This window comes from Streptomyces sp. JHA26 (genome assembly GCF_002005565.1).
In the GTDB taxonomy this organism is placed as follows: domain Bacteria; phylum Actinomycetota; class Actinomycetes; order Streptomycetales; family Streptomycetaceae; genus Streptomyces.
Window position 1 is genome coordinate 1 of sequence record NZ_BDJC01000007.1, and the last position, 16,975, is coordinate 16,975.

Below are 16,975 nucleotides of genomic sequence, written 5' to 3' on the forward strand. Positions count from 1 at the left end.
TCGGCGGGCGATGAGGGGCTTGATCCCGCGCTGCCTCAGCAGGCGGCGGTACTTGTCGTAGTCGTAGCCCCGGTCAGCGAAGAGCCGCTTGGGCCGGTTGCGAGGGCGTCCACGACGGCCCCGGATCCGGGGTATCGCGTCCAGAAGCGGGATCAGCTGTGTGACGTCATGCCGATTTCCGCCGGTCAGGGATACCGCGAGCGGGGTGCCGAGACGATCGACGATCACATGGTGCTTGGAGCCAGGGCGGCCGCGATCCACCGGCGATGGCCCGACATAAGCCCCCCCCTTTCAAGGCCCTGATGTGAGAGCCGTCGATCGCAGCATCGTCCATGTCCAGCGAGCCTGCTGCCCGCAGCTCGGTGAGGAGTGCCTCGTGCAAGCGAGGCCAGACACCGGCCTCGGTCCAGTCCCGCAGTCGGCGCCAGGCGGTCACTCCCGAGCAGCCCACGACCTCACTGGGCACATCTCGCCAGGCCACTCCCTTGCGCAGGACGTAGATGATGCCGGCCAGGGCGACCCGGTCCGGCACCGGCAGCCGTCCGGGGTGACGCTCCCGCCGCGCAGGCCGCTTTGGCAGCAGCGGGGCTATCCGCTCCCACAGTTCATCGGGGACAAGGTCGGTAGTCACGACGTAGGAGCTTGCCAGATAACCCAGTTGAGCCCACTGGGTCGGCTCGTGATACTCCCCGAATGACCAACAGTGCACAGTCCGAAGCCACTGAACAGGGTTGGGACGAACCCTGGTACCGCGTCCGTACGGACCGTTTCGTGGCGTCCTTCCTGCCCGGCGCAGGTGAGGATCTGGATGCCGTCTGCAACGTCGATGTCGAGGTCCGGCTGGTAGACGGCGGCTCACGCTGGAGCGCGACCGTGTTCACCGTCGCGGAGGTCGAGCGCCTGATGGACAAGGGGGTTCAGACCGGCGAGGACCTGGGCGGCCGCTACTTCTGGTGCTCCGACGGGCTGATTGTCCGAGAGCCCGGCATCGACAACATGACCCAGGTGATCGCCGGTCTGCTCGCCTCCGGCGAGTTCGAGCAGGTCCTCCAGCGACTCGATGACGAGTGACCGCCTCAGCTGCATTCTGAAACGATCAGTTAGAGGGCGTCTGAAAAGCCTGTCAGCGGGCAAGTCACTGGTAGCGGGGTGGTGAAGCGTGTTCGGGGGCTGGGGTGTGCGGGCTGCGTACCCGTTACTCGACAGATCTGTCCGATCAGGAGTGGGAGATCCTCCGTCCGCTGGTTCCGCAGGTCAAGCCTGGTGGGCGACCGGCGAAGCACGCGCGGCGGGAGATCCTCAACGCGTTGGTGTACTGGCTGCGGGCCGGCTGTGCCTGGAGACTTTTGCCGCATGACTTACCGCCGTGGCAGACGGTCTACCACTACTGGCGTCGCTGGCAGAAGGACGGCGTTTGGGAGGAGATGCTGACGGCGCTGCGTGAACGCGAGCGGGTGCAGCTCGGCCGGAATCCCACTCCAAGCGCGGCCGTCGTGGACAGTCAGAGTGTTCGGGCCAGTGAACGAGGCGGTCTGCACGGTTACGGCGGCGGCAAGAAGGTCAGCGGTATCAAGCGGCACCTGCTTGTCGACACCCGCGGCACCGTCCTGACGACGTGCGTGAGCCCGGCCAGTGTGGGGGACCGCGATGGCGCTGTGGTGCTGTTCGCCCGGGCTGCAGATGCCTTCCCGCGCCTACGGCATGTGTGGGCGGACCAGGGCTATCGCGGTGCCGACTTCCACGCCTGGACTCTGGAGGCCACCGGTATCACCCTGGAGGTCGTGCAGCGCCGTGACGGTGGTTTTCGCTCAACCTGGGCCCGGGTGGGGACACCGCCGCCAACAGTGCCCCAGTTCGCGGTGGTCCCGCGTCGCTGGGTGGCGGAGCGGACGGTTCGCCTGGCTGGGACGGTGCCGCCGCCTGTCGAAGGACTACGAGTACCTACATGTCTGCTCGGAGAATGCCATCTACCTCGCCCTGGCCATGCTCCTGGTGCGCCGTCTCGCAAGACCGGCCCGCTGACAGGCTTTTCAGACGCCCTCTAGTCCTTGCGCAGTGGCTGGATGACGCGTCCGCTCAGTTTGTGCGGCACGATGCGGATCCACAGATCGCGCCTGCCCCCGGCCCACGGCGCCGACCCGTACCGCAGCGCGAGGGCTTCGAGCGCGTCCGGACCTGCTGGGTGCTCGACGGTCCCCGTCACCAGGACGCTCCAGCCCCGGCCGGTCGCCTCGTCGATGTGATCGGTCTCGAAGGCGACCTGCGCTCCGGAGCGGACCGCCGCGGCGCCGGCCGGGTCGGTGCGGTAGACGACGCTCTGTCCGTCCACCAGGAAGTTGACCGGCAGCACCACCGGAGCCTCACCGGCCGCGCCGGCCGTGTAGGAGAGACGTCCGATGCCGTGTGTGCCCAGCCGCTGCCAGCACTCCTGCTCCGACAGTCGCGCCAGGACCGGATGGGCCGCAGGCCCACCCCGGCCAGGCGGCACGTCGCGCCGCCCGGTCGTCAGCTCCTCGTACGACATGTCCAGCACGGCGGCGAGCCGCATGAGCGCACCGGGGTCGAAGCCGGTTCCCAGCTCCTCGACCTGGCGCAGATACGTCGTCGACATCCCTGCTCGCGTGGCCACCTCCTCCTGGGACATCCCCAGTTGTCCCCGCCGCAGCGCTATGCGGGTGGCGACGCTTTCCTTGGCCGAGGAGGCGTCGGCCGCGGGCTCCGGCTGGTTCCGGTCTTCGTGCACGGCCGTTCACCCCACTTCGTCGCTTCCTTTCAGGGGAGCAGACCCCCCGCCGATCCGCCAGCGCAGAGACGCCCGTGTCGGCCAGCTTGCAGCCGATGCGAGGCGCCGCCGCCGGTTCTACCGTGTCTCGCTCGCGTCCGCGGGCTCCGGCAGAGCCGCCCGGCCTGCCTCCAGGCGGGCCGCGGGGATGCGGAAGGGCGAGCAGGAGACGTAATCCAGGCCCGCGCGGTGGAAGAAGTGGATCGAGTCCGGATCGCCCCCGTGCTCACCGCAGATCCCCGTCTCCAGGCCGGGACGTGCCGCACGCCCCTCGGCCACGGCCAGTTCCACGAGGCGGCCGACACCGTCCCTGTCGATGGTCTCGAACGGGGACACCGGGAAGACTCCCCTCTCGAGATACCGCGGGAAGAAGGAGGCCTCGGCGTCATCGCGGGACAAACCCCAGGTGGTCTGCGTGAGGTCGTTGGTGCCGAACGAGAAGAAGTCGGCCGCCTCGGCGATCCGCCCTGCGGTGAGTGCGGCGCGGGGCAGCTCGATCATCGTGCCGATCGGACAGGAGAGCGGCGTCCCGGTCTCCGCGGACACCTCGCTGAGTACCCGCTCGGTCTCGGCTCGGGCCAGGCGCAGTTCCTCGACGGTCCCGACGAGCGGGATCATGATTTCGGCGTACGGCTGTCCCCCGTCGCGCAGCCGGCTCACCACGGCTTCGGCGATCGCCCTCACCTGCATGGCCGTCAGTCCCGGCACGGTCAGGGCGAGCCGCACCCCGCGCAGGCCCAGCATCGGGTTCTGCTCGTGCATGCGCTCGACGGCGTCGAGCAGCGCCCGGTCGCGTGGGTCCGGATGCGCCGCACGGGCGAGGCGGACGGCGAGGTCGACATGGTCCGGCAGGAACTCGTGGAGCGGCGGGTCGATCAGGCGGACGGTGACCGGCAGGCCGTCCATCGCCGCGAGTATGCCGGTGAAGTCGGCGCGCTGCAGGGGCAGCAGGGCGGCCAGGGCGGAGTCCCGGGCCGTGTCGTCGTCTGCCAGGATCATGGCTTCGATCAGGGGTCGGCGTTCGCCGAGGAACATGTGCTCGGTGCGGACCAGACCGATGCCCTGGGCACCGAGCGCGCGGGCGCGCGTGGCGTCCTCGGGAGTGTCGGCGTTGGCGCGCACCTGAAGGCGGCGCACTTCGTCGGCGTGGGCCAACGTCGCCAGGACCGCTCCGGTGAGCGCGTCGGTCGCGGTGCCGGTCTGCAGGGTACGGCCGACGTCCGAGGCCGTGAGCGGCAGGGCGCCGCGGTGCACCGTGCCGGCGGTGCCGTCGACGGAGAGGGTGTCGCCCTCGCGGACGGTCACCCCGGACGAGGTGGTGAAGAGTCGCGCCTCGGTGTCCACGATGAGCCCTTCGGCACCGCAGACGCACACCTTCCCCATGCCGCGGGCCACGACGGCCGCATGGCTGGTCTTGCCGCCCCGGCTGGTCAGCACGGCCTGGGCGGCGATCATTCCGGGCAGGTCGTCCGCGGTGGTCTCCCGGCGCACCAGCACCGTCCTGTCACCGGCCGCGGCACGTCGTACCGCCTCCGCGGAGTCGAACACGGCCACACCGACCGCTGCCCCCGGGGAGGCGGGCACGCCGTGGGCGAGCGGCCGGTCGCCGGAACCGGTGTCGAAGCGGGGGAACATCAAGCGGGTCAGTGCGGTGCCGTCCACCCTGTGCAAAGCATCGTCGGCGGTGATGACGTTCTCCCGGCACAGGTCGTGCGCGATACGGAAGGCCGCCTCGGCGGTGCGCTTGCCGACCCTGGTCTGCAGGATCCACAGCTTGCCGCGCTCCACGGTGAACTCGACGTCGCAGAGGTCGCGGTAGTGGCCCTCCAGGGTGCGCAGGTGATCGCCGAGTTCGGCGTACACGCCGCGGTCGATCCGCTTGAGCTCGGTGAGCGGCAGGGCGTCGCGGACACCGGCGACGACGTCCTCGCCCTGCGCGTCGGGCAGGTAGTCGCCGTACACGCCCCGTTCGCCGGTGGCCGGATCACGGGTGAACGCCACTCCGGTGCCTGAGTCGTGGCCCAGGTTGCCGAACACCATCGCCTGGATGTTGACGGCGGTGCCGAGATCCTCCGGGATGTGCTCGCGCCGACGGTAGATCCGGGCCCGTTCGGCGTTCCAGGAGTCGAAGACGGCACGGACCGCTCGGGCCAGCTGCTCCTCGGGGTCCTGCGGGAAGTCCTCGCCGGTCTGCGCACGGACGAGGTCCTTGTACTCATCGGTCAGCAGGATCAGCTCGCCGGCGTCGAGCTCATGGTCGCCGGACGCCCCCCTGCGAGCCTTGTGGTCCGCGAGGGCCCGGTCGAACAGCTCGCCGTCCACGCCCATCACCGTGTGGCCGAACATCTGGACGAGCCGCCGGTAGGAGTCCCAGGCGAACCGCTCGTCGCCGGACACCTTGGCGAGCCCGGTGACCGAGCGGTCGTTGAGGCCGACGTCGAGGATCGTCTCCATCATCCCCGGCATCGAGAACCGGGCGCCGGAACGTACGGACACCAGCAGAGGGTCGTCGGGACCGCCCAGGGACCGGCCCATGGCCGTCTCCAGCTCGGCCAGGGCGTGAGCGGCCTGAAGGCCCATCCCGGAAGGCTCCTGGCCGGTGGCGAGGTAGACGCGGCACGCATCGGCGGTGATGGTGAAGCCGGGTGGGACGGGAAGTCCCAGGCGGGTCATCTCGGCCAGCCCGGCCCCCTTGCCGCCGAGCAGCGCGGCCATGTCCCGGCTGCCCTCGGCGAAGGTGTACACGTACTGCGCGGAAGTGGTCATACGATCGACCTTCGCTCGTCGAGGACGACGCCCGTGGGGCAGCCGATACGGCGGACTGCGGAATCGGTGGTCCAGGTCTGCCTCCAGTGTCACGCCGCCGCCTGCGCCTCGGCATGGGCCGCCAGGTCCGCTCGGGAGGGACGTTCGGCCCTGGGCGCGGCGGTGACGTCCCGGCGGCGAGGACATGCCGCGACTCCGTCGCACCCGTGCCGGCCGTCGGCTCGGGGGCCGGGACACCCCGCGGCCCGGCGGCCGTGGACGCCCCGGCGTCTGCCGTCACCCCCTCCACGACGAGGGGCCGGTCGCCGTGGAGGGGGTGACGGACGTCAGACCGGCTCTTTCCCACCGGTGACGTCCTCGGCACGCCGGATCTCAGCGGCGACCCGCGTCGCCCACCGCTCGATGGCGGGGAAGTCGCGGAAGTCGCCTCCTTTGCCGTTCCGCAGGATCATCCGGGCGACGAATCCCCTGGCCCCCTCCTGCAGGCATCCGCCGAAGGTCACGTGCTCCTGCGCGTCGAGCAGGGCCACGGCGCGCCGGACCCCGGGCACCGGGGGGACGTCCCTTTCCGAGGCCGACGGATCCAGCGGTCCACTGCTGAACAACCACACCGGACGCTTGGACAACGCGCGTCGGTGCCGCCGGACGAAGCGCCGGGCGTCCTTGTGCCAACGTCCCGCGTACAGGGCTCCACCCACGATCACGGCGTCGTAGGGAGCGAGGTCGTCGACCGATCCGGCGGGTGCGGTGTCGACGGACGCCCCCTTCTCTCGGAGCACGTCGGCGACGGCTTCCGCGATCCGGGCGGTCGAGCCGTTCGTCGTTCCGTAGGCGACCAGTACCTTCCTGCTCATCGCCGTCTCCCTCCCGTCTCTTCGATCTTCCTCACCGAGGGCGAGCAGCCGTGGCGACAGCGGCGCCCGGGGCGTGCGTGGTGACCGGTGCCCTCCCCGGCCCTCACGAGTGCCGGACGACGGCCACGGGGCAGGTGGAGTGGTGCAGTACCGCGAGCGTGACCCGGCCGAGCTGGAGCCCGTACTGACCGCGGTGGCGCCGGGTACCCACCACCAGGAGGTCGGCCTCGCGGGACGCGGCTTCGAGGACCCCGCGGGCGTGCCCCTCCACCGTGTGGCGGTGGACCTGCGCCTCGGGCGGGACATCGGCCAGCGCGGCATCGAGAGCCTCGGCCGCCCGCTGTTCGTGCGTCCGGGCCGGCTCGCCGGTCGTCAGCGGGTCTGGGGGCGCCTCGTGTGCGGGGCGCCGCCACGCGCACACGGCCTCCAGCGGAACCCCGCGCCGCAGCGCCTCCTCGGCGGCGAACCGGACCACGGCCGCATCGTCGGCGCCCTCGCCGACGCCCACGACGACCCGTCCCCGGACCGGTCGTGCCGTCTGGTTGTCGTGGCTGCCGCGCAGTACGACCACCGGGCAGTCGGCCCGCCCGGCGACGCCGAGGCTGATCGAACCGAGCAGGAACTCGGCGAGGCCGCCGCGGCCGCGGGTGCCGACGACGAGCAAGGAGGCGTTGCGTCCCTCACCGACGAGGGCGTGCTCCGCCTCCTCCGGAAGAATGTCGGTGGTCACCTCCAGATCCGGCCGACCGCGCTCGGCTCGCCGCGCGGCGGTGTCGACGATGTCCTGGGCACGCACCTCCTCCGACGGCTCGCCCAGGTCCTCGGAGAGGGCCGTGCCCTCGTACCGCTCCCACAGCGAGGCGTACACGATGCGCAGGGGCAGCTCGCGCAGCGCGGCCTCGTCGGCCGCCCACTCCGCGGCGCGAAGACTGGCCTCGGAACCGTCCACTCCGACGACGACAGGCAGTTTCATGGCACTCGCCCTCCGGCGCCCGGGTGAGAAGGGACGCGGTGATCGACCGGTCTGCGCGGCGTCTCGTCGACGGCGGGCGACGGGCGGGGTTCGCAGGCCGTTTCGGTGCGGTCGGACGTTGCGGACCTGGGTGACGCGGCCCCGGCCATGGTCGGTCCCTTCGTGGGATGTCTGCTTCCAGCCTCACAGCACCTTGCCTCATGTCGTCAGGGGCCGCAGGTCCCGGGAAGGGGCCGCCCAGCCCATGGGGCGGCCGGGCGAACACGCCAGGCCGACGGTGGTGGTTCCGTCACCTCACCGGAGGCGTGCGCTCGCCTCTTCGAGAAGGGCGGCCGCGCCGACCGGTTCCGGGTCGTCCGGGCGCCGGAACGGCCGGCCTGGACCCGCGCGTCACGCGTCGGCGGGGCGGCGGTCGACGAGTCGTTCGAGCGGCTGCCCGGCGTCGACGAGGCGTGCCCGCCGGCGGGCACGCCGGTCGCGCCGACCTGCCGGAGGTGTTCCTCCGGGACGACGAGGACATCGCCGAGCGGTTACGGCGGACACCGCGGCGTGTCTCCTGCCCATGCCGGGAGCCGGCACCGGTGGCGGCCCGGCCGGTACGCGCGGTCGAGGGTGTGGTGGACGCGCACTTCCCTCTGCCGGAACCGGTGACCCGAGATCTGCCGGACCCCGATGACCCGAACGGGTGAACTCGTGGCGGACGGCGTGGCCGGTCCGGCACGTGCGCCGACGGCGGTCTCCGTGGCCGTGCCGACCCCCTCCCCCGCCTGCTCGCCGGACGGCGTCCGGGTCACGTCACGTGCGGGACGACCGCGACCGGGCAGTCGGCGTGGTGCAACAGCGTGTGCGCCACGCGGCTCAGCTGCAGCCCGAAGCGCTCACGGCGACGTCGGGCTCCGATGACGGCGAGATCCGCAGCCGCCGACCGCTGGAGCAGAACCGAGCGGGCGGGCCCCTCCACGGTGGTGTGCTGCACCTTCACCGCCGCGTGGGCGGCCTCCGCCTCGTGCAGCACACCGTCCAGCACAGCCGCTGCCCGTTCCTCGTTCGTGGCGGCCGGCCCGTCGGACCTCTCGCCGGCCGGGCGGCACCACGTACGGACGGCGTCGAGGGCGCAGCCGCGCGCCTCGGCCTCGCGGAAGGCGAACCGCACGGCTTCGTCGCCGGTCTCCGTGCCCCCGACACCGAGGAGGATCCGCTGGTGGGAGCCCGCCAGGCCGGCCTGGTCACCACGGACCACGATGACCGGGCAGGTGGCCCGCGCGGCCACTGCCAGGCCCACCGACCCGAGCAGCAGACCCTCGATCTCGCCGCGTCCGCGTGAACCGGTCACCACGGCGGCGGCCTCGCGGCCGCACTCCAGCAGGGCCTGCACGGGGTCTTCGGCGACCACCTCGGTGGTGATCGATGCCTCCGGATTGCGGCGGCCGGCCCGTTCCGCGGCGACGGCGACGACGTTCTCGGCCATCACCTGTCCCGACGGCCGGGCGAGCCCGGAGGGGACGGCGCCTTCGTAGCGTTCCCAGAGGGACCCGTACACCAGTCGCAACCGCAGGCCGTGCCGGGCGGCGTAGTCCACCGCCCAGTCCAGCGCGGCGTAGCCGACGTCGGACCCGTCAACACCCACGACCAGGGGGAACTCCACCGTCCCCACCACCTTTCGCCGGGCTTTCGTCGGGCTGCGCAGCACCGCAGCACGGGGCTCCACTCGTCAGCGTCGCACGGTGGCCGCGACGCGGCACGGGTGACTCGGCCCCGATGTGGGCCGAACGGCCCTGCCGGTCTGCCCGCTCGGTCCCTGGGTCGCGCCCCGCGCCACCGGAACCCTGGAAGGGGACGCCAGGAGGTTCGTCATGACCGCTGCACAGCAAGCGCCCGTGCACGCACTGCTGAGGGACGGTACGACCGTGGCCATCCGGCGGGCGGACGCCGGTGACCGTGATCAGGTGCTGACCTTGTACGAGCAGATGTCGGACGAGCACCTGCGGCTGCGCTTCTTCACCGCGGGCCGTGGTTCCGCCCGACAGGCCGCCGATCGGGTGGCCACCGCCGGGCGTCCCGGGTATCTGCCGCTGGTCGCCGAGCACGAGAACCGCGTGGTGGGGCTCGCGGAGTACGAGGTCGGCCCTGCGGGAGCGTCGACGTCGGCGGAGATCTCGCTGGCGGTCGCCGACGCCTGGCACCACCGCGGCATCGCCACCCTGTTGCTGGAGCACCTCGCCGATGCCGCCCGTGAGGCGGGTGTCACCGCCTTCACCGCCGACGCACTCGCCGAGAACCACGACGTGCTGGCGGTCTTCCGCGACCTCGGACTCCGAGTCACACGCCGCTTCGACGGACCCGAGGTGCACTGCCTCGTCGATCTGACCGAGGACGAGGACTATCTGCGTGCTGTCGACACCCGCGCCCGCCTCGCCGACGTCGCCAGCCTGCGGCCGCTGCTGCGGCCGACGACGGTCGCGGTGATCGGGGCGGGCCGCAGGCCCGGGTCCGTGGGACGAGCGGTCCTGGACAACATCCGCGCCGGTTCCTTCACCGGACAGGTCTTCGCCGTGCATCCGGACCTCACCTCCGTCCTCGAAGTGCCTGCCCGCCCCAAGGTCTCGGCGCTGCCCGAGGCACCCGACGTCGCGGTGATCGCCGTCCCGGCGGCGTCCGTCACAGAGGTCGCCGAGGAATGCGGCGAGGCCGGTGTGAAAGCGCTGATCGTGATCTCGGCGGGTCTCGACGCCCACCAGGCAGGTGTCCTGATGGACTCCTGCCGCCGTCACGGCATGCGGCTGGTCGGTCCGAACTGCCTGGGGGTCGTCAACACCGAGGAAGGCACACGCTTCGACGCCACTTTCGCCGCACACCGGCCGGGTCCCGGAACGGCCGGCGTCGCGGTGCAGTCCGGCGGGGTCGGCATCGCACTGCTGGACGGGTTGAGCCGGCTCGGCATCGGCGTGTCCTCCTTCGTCTCGCTCGGCGACAAGTACGACGTCAGCGGCAACGACATGCTGCGGTGGTGGGAGAGCGACGGTCGTACGGACCTGGCGCTGCTGCACCTGGAGTCCTTCGGGAATCCCCGCGCCTTCTCCCGTACAGCCCGCCGGGTCGCCCGCGCCATGCCGGTGCTGACCGTGGACGCCGGCCGGTCGGAGGCCGGGCAGCGTGCCGCCGCCGCACACACCGCGGCCGCCGCGACGCGGACCATGACCCGCACGGCGCTGTTCACCCAGGCCGGCATCACCGCCACCCGAACCATCGGCGGGCTTCTCGACGCGGCCGCCCTCCTCCGTTCCCAGCCCCTCCCGACCGGCTCGCGGGTCGCCGTCGTCACCAACGCGGCCGGGCCCGGCGTGCTGGCCGCCGACGCCTGCGCGGATGCCGGACTGAGTGTGCCGTCGCTGCCGACGGCGCTCGTCGACGAGCTCGTACCGCTCCTGCCCGCGGGAGCGGTCGCCACCGATCCGGTGGACACCACCCCGGCCGTCGACGAGGAACAGCTGCGTACCTGTGTGCACCGTCTTGCGGCACACGGCGCGGTCGACGCCGTCCTGGTGGCTCTCGTGCCGACGGCGATCGCCGGGGCGACGGAGGAGAACCTGGTACGAGGGCTGAGCCGGGATGCGGACGCTCTCGCCCGACCGGTCGTGGCGGTACTCCCCGCCCAGGCGGCTCGCGTCGAACTGCTGCGAGCGGAGCACGGCCGCCCGGTCCCGGCCTACTCGGACGCGCAGGACGCCGCGGGTGCCCTTGCCCACGCCGTGGAGCGGTCCCGCTGGCTGGCCCGGCCGCGGGGTGCGGTCCCCGCGCTGACGGGGGTGGGATCGGAGCGGGCCAGGAGGATCACCGACGCGTTCCTCGCGGCCCACGAGGAAGGCGGCTGGCTGGATCCGCAGACCACCGCGGCCCTCCTGGTCTGCTACGGCATTCCCCAGATCCCCTGGGCGTGGGCGCGGGACGAGGACGAGGCCGTGACCGTGGCCGGGAGGTTGGCGGGACCGGACGGTCGCGTGGTGATGAAGGCCTACTGGCCCGGGCTGCTGCACAAGAGCGTGGAGCATGCCGTCCATCTGGATCTGCAGGACTCCTCCCAGGTGAGGGCCGCACACCGGGACCTGGTCGCCCGGTTCGGCGACCGGCTGACCGGAGTGGTGGTCCAGCCCCTGGCCGAACGGGGCACCGAGCTGTTCGCCGGTGTCGTGCAGGACGAGGTCTTCGGCCCGCTCGTGCTCTTCGGTCACGGAGGCACCGCGCGCGACCTCCTCGCGGACCAGGCAGGACGTCTGGCCCCGCTCACCGACCAGGACGTGCAGGAGCTGATCTCGGCGCCCCGGTGCGCTCCCCTGCTGTTCGGCTACGCAGGCGGCGTCATGGCAGACGTCGAGGCCCTCGAGCAGCTGCTCCACCGGTTGTCCCGGATGGCCTGCGACCTGCCGCAACTGGCCGAAGCCGACCTGAATCCGGTGCTGGCCGGCCCCACGGGCGTGCGCGCACTGGACGCAAGGGTGCGGCTCGTGCCGCGCCGGGCACACGACCCGTAGGTGCGTCGGCTGCGCTGACACAGGCCCGGACCGCGCCCCCTGGCGACCACCGGCAGCCGTTCGACCGTGGTCATGCGTGCCGGCCGTGGTCGGCGGCGTATGCCGCGAAGACGTCCGCCGACGTTCCGCCGGTGTGGAGGAAGCGCTGGTCGAGGACGGTGGCGAGATCGTCCAGCGCGCCGACGAGCAGGTCACCCGCCAGGCGCACGTCGAGCCGCTCCGCCGCCTGCCCACGGCGGGCGAGTGCTCCGGCGTAGCCGATCACCGCGGCCAGCGACGAATGATCCTCGCCGTCGTGGAAGTAGTAAGCCTCCGCGTACTGGGTGAAGTCGATCCGGACGCGTACGACCTCGGCGGCCAGGTCATGCAGGAGCAGCGCCCCCGCCGTGCCGTCGATCTGGCGCGTCGTCGTGCCGGAGTCCCGCAGCAGGGCCAGGTGGATCGCGAGCACCCTCCTGCGGGTCAGCGCCGGGTAGATCTCGAGCACCCACGAGACGGTGGCCGTCAGGAGGGCGAAGCCGATCAGGGCCTCCAGCGGGGAGACCAGTCGGAGCCAGCCCGCGTCGGGCGCGATGTCCCCCAGTCCCAGGGTCGCGACCATGACGAGCGACAGATACACGGAGTCGAGCAGGGCGGGCTCCTGCGCGGCCCGGGAACCGGACGCGAAGGCGAACGCCCCGGGCATGTGCGGCCAGTAGACGACCGCCCAGCCGAGGATGACCGTGCCGGCCCACATGCAGACGGTCGTCACCATGGCGAGTGGTCCGACCAGCCCGACCACACGCCTTCGGGCACGGAAGCGCCGGGCCAGCCGCCACAACGCCGTCATGACCAGACGGCTCAGACCGCCGTGGCGGGTCGGGTGCCAGATCGTGTGGAACAGGTCCCGCAGCGTGACCAGGACGAGCCCGGCGCCCACCAGCGAGACGAACCACTCCATTCCGCGTCTCCCACGGCCGTTACCGCAGTGGCTGAACTCACGCTCTCCGAGCGTAGGGCGGCGGCCGCACCGTCGCAGGACGGACCGTCCCCGGCGCGGTGGTCTCCACGTCACGGAGCCAGGGAGAAGTAGTTCTCCTCCTCCTGGGTGAAGTGCAGGCGCAGCACGGTGCTGAGGCCGTAGAGGCAGGAGCGCAGGTCGTCCAGCTGTTCGGGGGCCAGGCGGCCGTTCGCGCGGGCGAGTTGCAGGTGGGTGGCGATGCGGCGGGACAGACGCTCGATCTCGGTGTGGGCGCGGCTCATGGTGGCGGTGGCCTCGGGGCCGCCGAAGGCCGAGGCGAGGGCCGGATAGAGCTGGTGTTCCTCGGCGTACTCGTGCGGCAGCAGCCGTTCGGTGAGCAGCCGGTGCGCCTCCTCGACGCCGGCGAGGGCCGTCGGGCCGGGAGCGCCGGAGAGGCGGTCCGCGGCGGCGCGCACCGATCGGAGGACGTCCTGCAGGTCGTCGTGCTCGGCGGCGAAGCGGTGGATGAGGGCTTCGGTGGCGGGTGTGAGCGCCGGCCGCTCGGCACGGCCGGCGCGCAGGGCACGCAGGGCGTTGAGGATGACGGCGACGTCGATGCCCTCCTGCAGCAGGGCGCCGACGGCGGGCGGGAGCAGGCCGGCGACGGCCGCGGCCATGGCGGCCAGCGACAGCAGCATGCCACCGAGGGCGCTCTGCACGGCGATACGGCGCGACCTCTGGGCGATGACGACGGCGTCTGCCAGACGGTCGACGCGGTCGGTGGTGAGCACGATGTCGGCGGCCTCGGAGGAGGCCGTGGAGCCTCGGGCGCCCATGGCGACACCGATGTCCGCGGCGGCCAGGGCGGGTGCGTCGTTGACGCCGTCCCCGACCATCACCGTGACGGCGCGTTCACGTTCGGCACGCACGGCCGCGACCTTGTCGGCGGGGCCGAGTTCGGCACGGACGCCGTCGAGCCCCAGAACGGCTGCCACCTCTTGAGCGGGGGCCGTTCGGTCGCCCGTCAGCATCAGCAGCCGCTCGATGCCGGCCGACCGGAGCTGACGCAGGGTGTGAGGAGCGTCGTGGCGCAAGGGGTCACGCAGCAGTACGGCGCCGGTCAGGCGCTCATCGACAGCGAGCCATGCGACGGTCGCCCCGTCGAGAAGGGCGCGGTTGTCCACCGCCTTCGCCCAGGCCGGCCGCACCTGGGCGGGGTCGACGCGACCGACGAAGACCCGGTGGCCGTCGACGGTCCCCCTGGCCCCGCTGCCGGGTTCCTCGGTCACGTCCGCCGGCACCGACAACTCCAGTTCGCGCTTCCGCGCGGCATCGACGATGGCCCGGGCCAGCACGTGGGGCGAATACTGGTCGAGCGAAGCCGCCACCCGAAGGACGTGCGCCGACGCCTGACCGGGAGCGGCCGCGACGTCCAGGACGCAAGGACGGCCCCGGGTCAGAGTCCCCGTCTTGTCCAGCAGGAGGGTGCGGGCCCGGCCCAGGTTCTCCAGTGCGCCGCCGTCGCGGACGACCACACCGCGGCGGGACGCGCGGGAGAGGCCGGAGACGACGGCGACCGGGGCGGCCAGCAGCAGTGGGCACGGGGTGGCGACCACGAGGACGGCGACCGCACGCACCGCGGAGCCGCTGACCAGCCACGCCAGCGCGGAGACGGTGAGGGCCAGGGGCAGGAACCAGGCGGCGTACCGGTCCGCGAGCCGCACGACCGGCGCGGACTCCGCCCCGGCCTGCTGTGCCAGGCGCACGATCCCGGCGTAGGTGCTGTCCTGTTCGGTGGCGGTGGCGCGCAGTTCGAAGGCGCCGCCGGCGCTGACCGCGCCGCTGCGTACTCCTTCGCCCCGGTGCCGCGTGACCTGGAGGGGCTCGCCGGTGAGCACCGACTCGTCGAGGACGGCTTCGGCGCTTTCGACGCGGCCGTCGACCGGGACGACCTCACCGGGTCCGACGACCAGCAGATCTCCGGCGGTGATCTCTCCCAGCGGCACCGTGGCCACACCGCCGTCGCCGCGGCGGCGTGCCGTGCGCGGCGCGTGGGCCAGGAGGGCGTGCACGTCGTGGGAGGCGCGCCGCCGAGCGGCCTCCTCCAGGGTGCGGCCCGTGGCCAGCATGAGCGCGATCAGGGCCCCGGCCAGGTACTCGCCGACGGCCAGGGTGCCGCCGAGGGCGAGTACCGCGATCAGGTCGACGCCCGCGCGCCCGTGTCGCAGTGCGACCAGTACCCACCCCGCCGCGGGGACGACGGCGGACACGGTCCCCAGTCCCCAGAAGAGGTCCGCGATGCCGGCCGCACCGACGAGCCGGGCGATGCCGCCCGCGACGAGCGCCGCACTCGTGACGGCGAGGAGGCCGGGCTCGAGCCGGGGAGACGCGAGTGCTGCCGTCGGACGGCGCAGTCGCGTGGCGAGGAGGGAGCGGTTCATGGGCACCTCGGTCCGTGCGGCGCGGTGACGTCAGGCCGCTTCCTCCATCAAAGCGCGGCGCGCCGCCCCGACGGCAGGGACGACCGGCCCTCCGACAGGGCCGGCCGGACGTCGTCGTGTCACGGAGAGGGCCGCCGGCGGACGTGAAGCCGTGGCTCAGCCCGGCTCCATGTAGGGACGCCGGAACACCTTCGCCTGTTCCGCGCCCCACGGCCGGACAGCTGCCAGGGCCTGTGCCACCGCGGACCCCAGGGGACCGCTGGTGTCGACCGCGACCGCCTCCGGCCACGGCTCTTCCCTGACCGCCATGGCGTCGGCGACGCCGGCGTCGGCGTCGGACGCGCCCGGGGCACGGGTCCTCAGACGGGCCGCTGCCACGTCCCCGGGCACATGGCAGTGCAGGGCCACGAGATCGGCGCTGGTGCGTTCGGCCGTACGCCGTGCCGCTTCACGCATGGCCGAGTCGGTCCACGTGGCGTCCAGCACCACGGACTCGCCCTTGGCCAGGAGAGCCGCTGCCCGGTCGAGCAGCTCGGCGTAGGTTCTGGCCGTCCGTTCGGGCGTGTACAAGCCCTCGCCGTAGTCGGCGGCTGCGGGCTGTTCCGCGGAGAGCCCCGCCATCTCCTTGCGCAGGCGGTCGCTGCTGAGCAGCACCGCGCCGAGACGGTCGGCCAGTGCGCCGGACAGCGTGGACTTCCCAGAGCCGGGCAGTCCGGCGACGAGCGTCAGGCCGACGGCCGAGGCTCGCAGGTGGCGCAGCGCCATGGCGACGAGCCGTTGTGCCGCCCCCTGCATGCCGGGCGCGCCCTGCCGGGCCTGGATCATGGAGACCTTGGCTCGGACGAAGGCGCGGTACGCGACATAGTGGTGCCACAGGGACGGCGGGGCGGGGTCGCCGGAGTACTCGCTGTACTGCGCGAGGAAGAATGCCGCGGACTCGGGCGCGCCGAGCAGCTCGAGGTCCATGGCCAGGAACGCGGCGTCATCGAGACCGTCCACGTACCGGAGAAGGTCGTCGAACTCCAGGCAGTCCAGGATCCGCGGTCCGTCGTCGAGGCAGAAGATGTCGTCGGCGAGAAGGTCTCCGTGCCCGTCGACCACTCGTCCCTGCTCGACGCGGGCGTCGAACAACGGTGTGCGGCCCGCGAGATAACGGCGGACCAGCCGCTCGACCTCCGCCAGGCCGCCGGGCGCCGGGCCCTCGGCGGCCATGGCGTCGACCTGCGCGAACCCGGCCTCCCAGCGGGACGCCAGGGCGTCCCGCGCACCCTGTTCCGCGATGTCGCGGCCACGAGGCGCGGCGGCGTGCCATGCGGCGAGTTGCCTGGCGACGGCCCGCAGCGCGTCGCCGACGGGCGCTCCCGCCCGGACGAGACGCGACAGACGGAGACCATCGGGCATGCGGCGCATCACCACGAGCGGCTCGGCCTCTTCCTCACTCGGAGTACGGAGCTCACCCAGGCCCAGGTACACGTCCGGCGCGAACCGCCGGTTGAGCTCGATCTCGCGCTCGCACGCCGCACGGCGCGACGCCGACGTGGTGTAGTCCAAAAATCCCAGATCGACTGGCTTCTTGCTCTTGTACACGCGGTCCCCCGCGAAGAAGAGCACCGCGGTGTGCGTCTCGCGGACGTCCGCGCGCTTCGCCGCTCCCGGATCCCCGTGGCGCACCGGCTCAGTCACGAGGCAC

General features: G+C 72.5%; 11 protein-coding genes and 1 pseudogene. 3 read left to right on the forward strand and 9 right to left on the reverse strand.

The genetic code is table 11. The features are described 5' to 3' along the window. Window positions 1–631: pseudogene (locus tag JHAT_RS06120) on the reverse strand (IS5 family transposase); the annotation flags it as partial. A gap of 62 nt (window positions 632–693) precedes the next feature. Between JHAT_RS06120 and JHAT_RS06125 the strand changes: the two are divergent. Both JHAT_RS06125 and JHAT_RS06130 read left to right on the forward strand, forming a co-directional pair. Then, window positions 694–1,071 carry a hypothetical protein gene (locus JHAT_RS06125; RefSeq protein ID WP_077797014.1) on the forward strand — a complete coding sequence of 126 codons (378 nt, stop codon included), beginning with the start codon at window positions 694–696 and terminating at the stop codon, window positions 1,069–1,071. A gap of 104 nt (window positions 1,072–1,175) precedes the next feature. Beyond that, window positions 1,176–2,022 (forward strand): IS5 family transposase gene (locus JHAT_RS06130; RefSeq protein WP_216353422.1). Its coding sequence is split into 2 segments (ribosomal slippage): window positions 1,176–1,892 and window positions 1,894–2,022, totalling 846 coding nucleotides; the frame shifts between segments, so codons are not numbered across the junction. A 19-nt stretch (window positions 2,023–2,041) separates the two neighbouring features. Here JHAT_RS06130 and JHAT_RS06135 read toward each other — a convergent pair. From JHAT_RS06135 to JHAT_RS06160, 5 genes are all read right to left on the reverse strand, one after another. Beyond that, window positions 2,042–2,743, reverse strand: coding sequence for a pyridoxamine 5'-phosphate oxidase family protein (locus JHAT_RS06135; RefSeq protein ID WP_077797015.1), 702 nt, complete (start codon window positions 2,741–2,743; stop codon window positions 2,042–2,044). 117 nt (window positions 2,744–2,860) lie between these two features. Continuing rightward, window positions 2,861–5,548 carry a pyruvate, phosphate dikinase gene (ppdK, locus tag JHAT_RS06140; RefSeq protein WP_077797016.1) on the reverse strand — a complete coding sequence of 896 codons (2,688 nt, stop codon included), beginning with the start codon at window positions 5,546–5,548 and terminating at the stop codon, window positions 2,861–2,863. 326 nt (window positions 5,549–5,874) lie between these two features. After that, a complete protein-coding gene (locus JHAT_RS06145; RefSeq protein WP_077797017.1) occupies window positions 5,875–6,402 on the reverse strand; it encodes a flavodoxin domain-containing protein in 528 nt (175 codons plus the stop codon). Between the two features lie 103 nt (window positions 6,403–6,505). Continuing rightward, entirely contained in the window at window positions 6,506–7,375 is an 870-nt protein-coding gene (locus JHAT_RS06150; protein WP_077797018.1) for a universal stress protein, read from the reverse strand. A 790-nt stretch (window positions 7,376–8,165) separates the two neighbouring features. Beyond that, window positions 8,166–9,029: a universal stress protein gene (locus JHAT_RS06160; RefSeq protein WP_077797133.1), complete on the reverse strand. Its 864-nt coding sequence runs from the start codon at window positions 9,027–9,029 to the stop codon at window positions 8,166–8,168. A 199-nt stretch (window positions 9,030–9,228) separates the two neighbouring features. Here JHAT_RS06160 and JHAT_RS06165 point away from each other — a divergent pair, with 199 nt between their 5' ends. Beyond that, entirely contained in the window at window positions 9,229–11,904 is a 2,676-nt protein-coding gene (locus tag JHAT_RS06165; protein WP_077797020.1) for a bifunctional GNAT family N-acetyltransferase/acetate--CoA ligase family protein, read from the forward strand. Between the two features lie 70 nt (window positions 11,905–11,974). Here the strand turns inward: JHAT_RS06165 and JHAT_RS06170 are convergent, their stop codons facing one another. The 3 genes from JHAT_RS06170 to JHAT_RS06180 all read right to left on the reverse strand — a co-directional run bounded on the left by JHAT_RS06170 (window position 11,975) and on the right by JHAT_RS06180 (window position 16,968). Then, window positions 11,975–12,844: a potassium channel family protein gene (locus JHAT_RS06170; RefSeq protein ID WP_077797021.1), complete on the reverse strand. Its 870-nt coding sequence runs from the start codon at window positions 12,842–12,844 to the stop codon at window positions 11,975–11,977. 110 nt (window positions 12,845–12,954) lie between these two features. Beyond that, window positions 12,955–15,285: a heavy metal translocating P-type ATPase gene (locus tag JHAT_RS06175; RefSeq protein WP_077797022.1), complete on the reverse strand. Its 2,331-nt coding sequence runs from the start codon at window positions 15,283–15,285 to the stop codon at window positions 12,955–12,957. A 156-nt stretch (window positions 15,286–15,441) separates the two neighbouring features. Continuing rightward, on the reverse strand, window positions 15,442–16,968 hold the full coding sequence (locus JHAT_RS06180) for a bifunctional aminoglycoside phosphotransferase/ATP-binding protein (protein WP_077797023.1): 1,527 nt from the start codon (window positions 16,966–16,968) through the stop codon (window positions 15,442–15,444). Window positions 16,969–16,975 lie beyond the last annotated feature (7 nt).

Bases quoted from the DNA above. Each gene is read 5' to 3' on its own strand.
- JHAT_RS06125 (WP_077797014.1), top strand. From the start codon at position 694: ATGACCAACAGTGCACAGTCCGAAGCCACTGAACAGGGTTGGGACGAA.
- ppdK (WP_077797016.1), bottom strand. From the start codon at position 5,548: ATGACCACTTCCGCGCAGTACGTGTACACCTTCGCCGAGGGCAGCCGG.
- JHAT_RS06145 (WP_077797017.1), bottom strand. From the start codon at position 6,402: ATGAGCAGGAAGGTACTGGTCGCCTACGGAACGACGAACGGCTCGACC.
- JHAT_RS06150 (WP_077797018.1), bottom strand. From the start codon at position 7,375: ATGAAACTGCCTGTCGTCGTCGGAGTGGACGGTTCCGAGGCCAGTCTT.
- JHAT_RS06165 (WP_077797020.1), top strand. From the start codon at position 9,229: ATGACCGCTGCACAGCAAGCGCCCGTGCACGCACTGCTGAGGGACGGT.
- JHAT_RS06170 (WP_077797021.1), bottom strand. From the start codon at position 12,844: ATGGAGTGGTTCGTCTCGCTGGTGGGCGCCGGGCTCGTCCTGGTCACG.
- JHAT_RS06175 (WP_077797022.1), bottom strand. From the start codon at position 15,285: ATGAACCGCTCCCTCCTCGCCACGCGACTGCGCCGTCCGACGGCAGCA.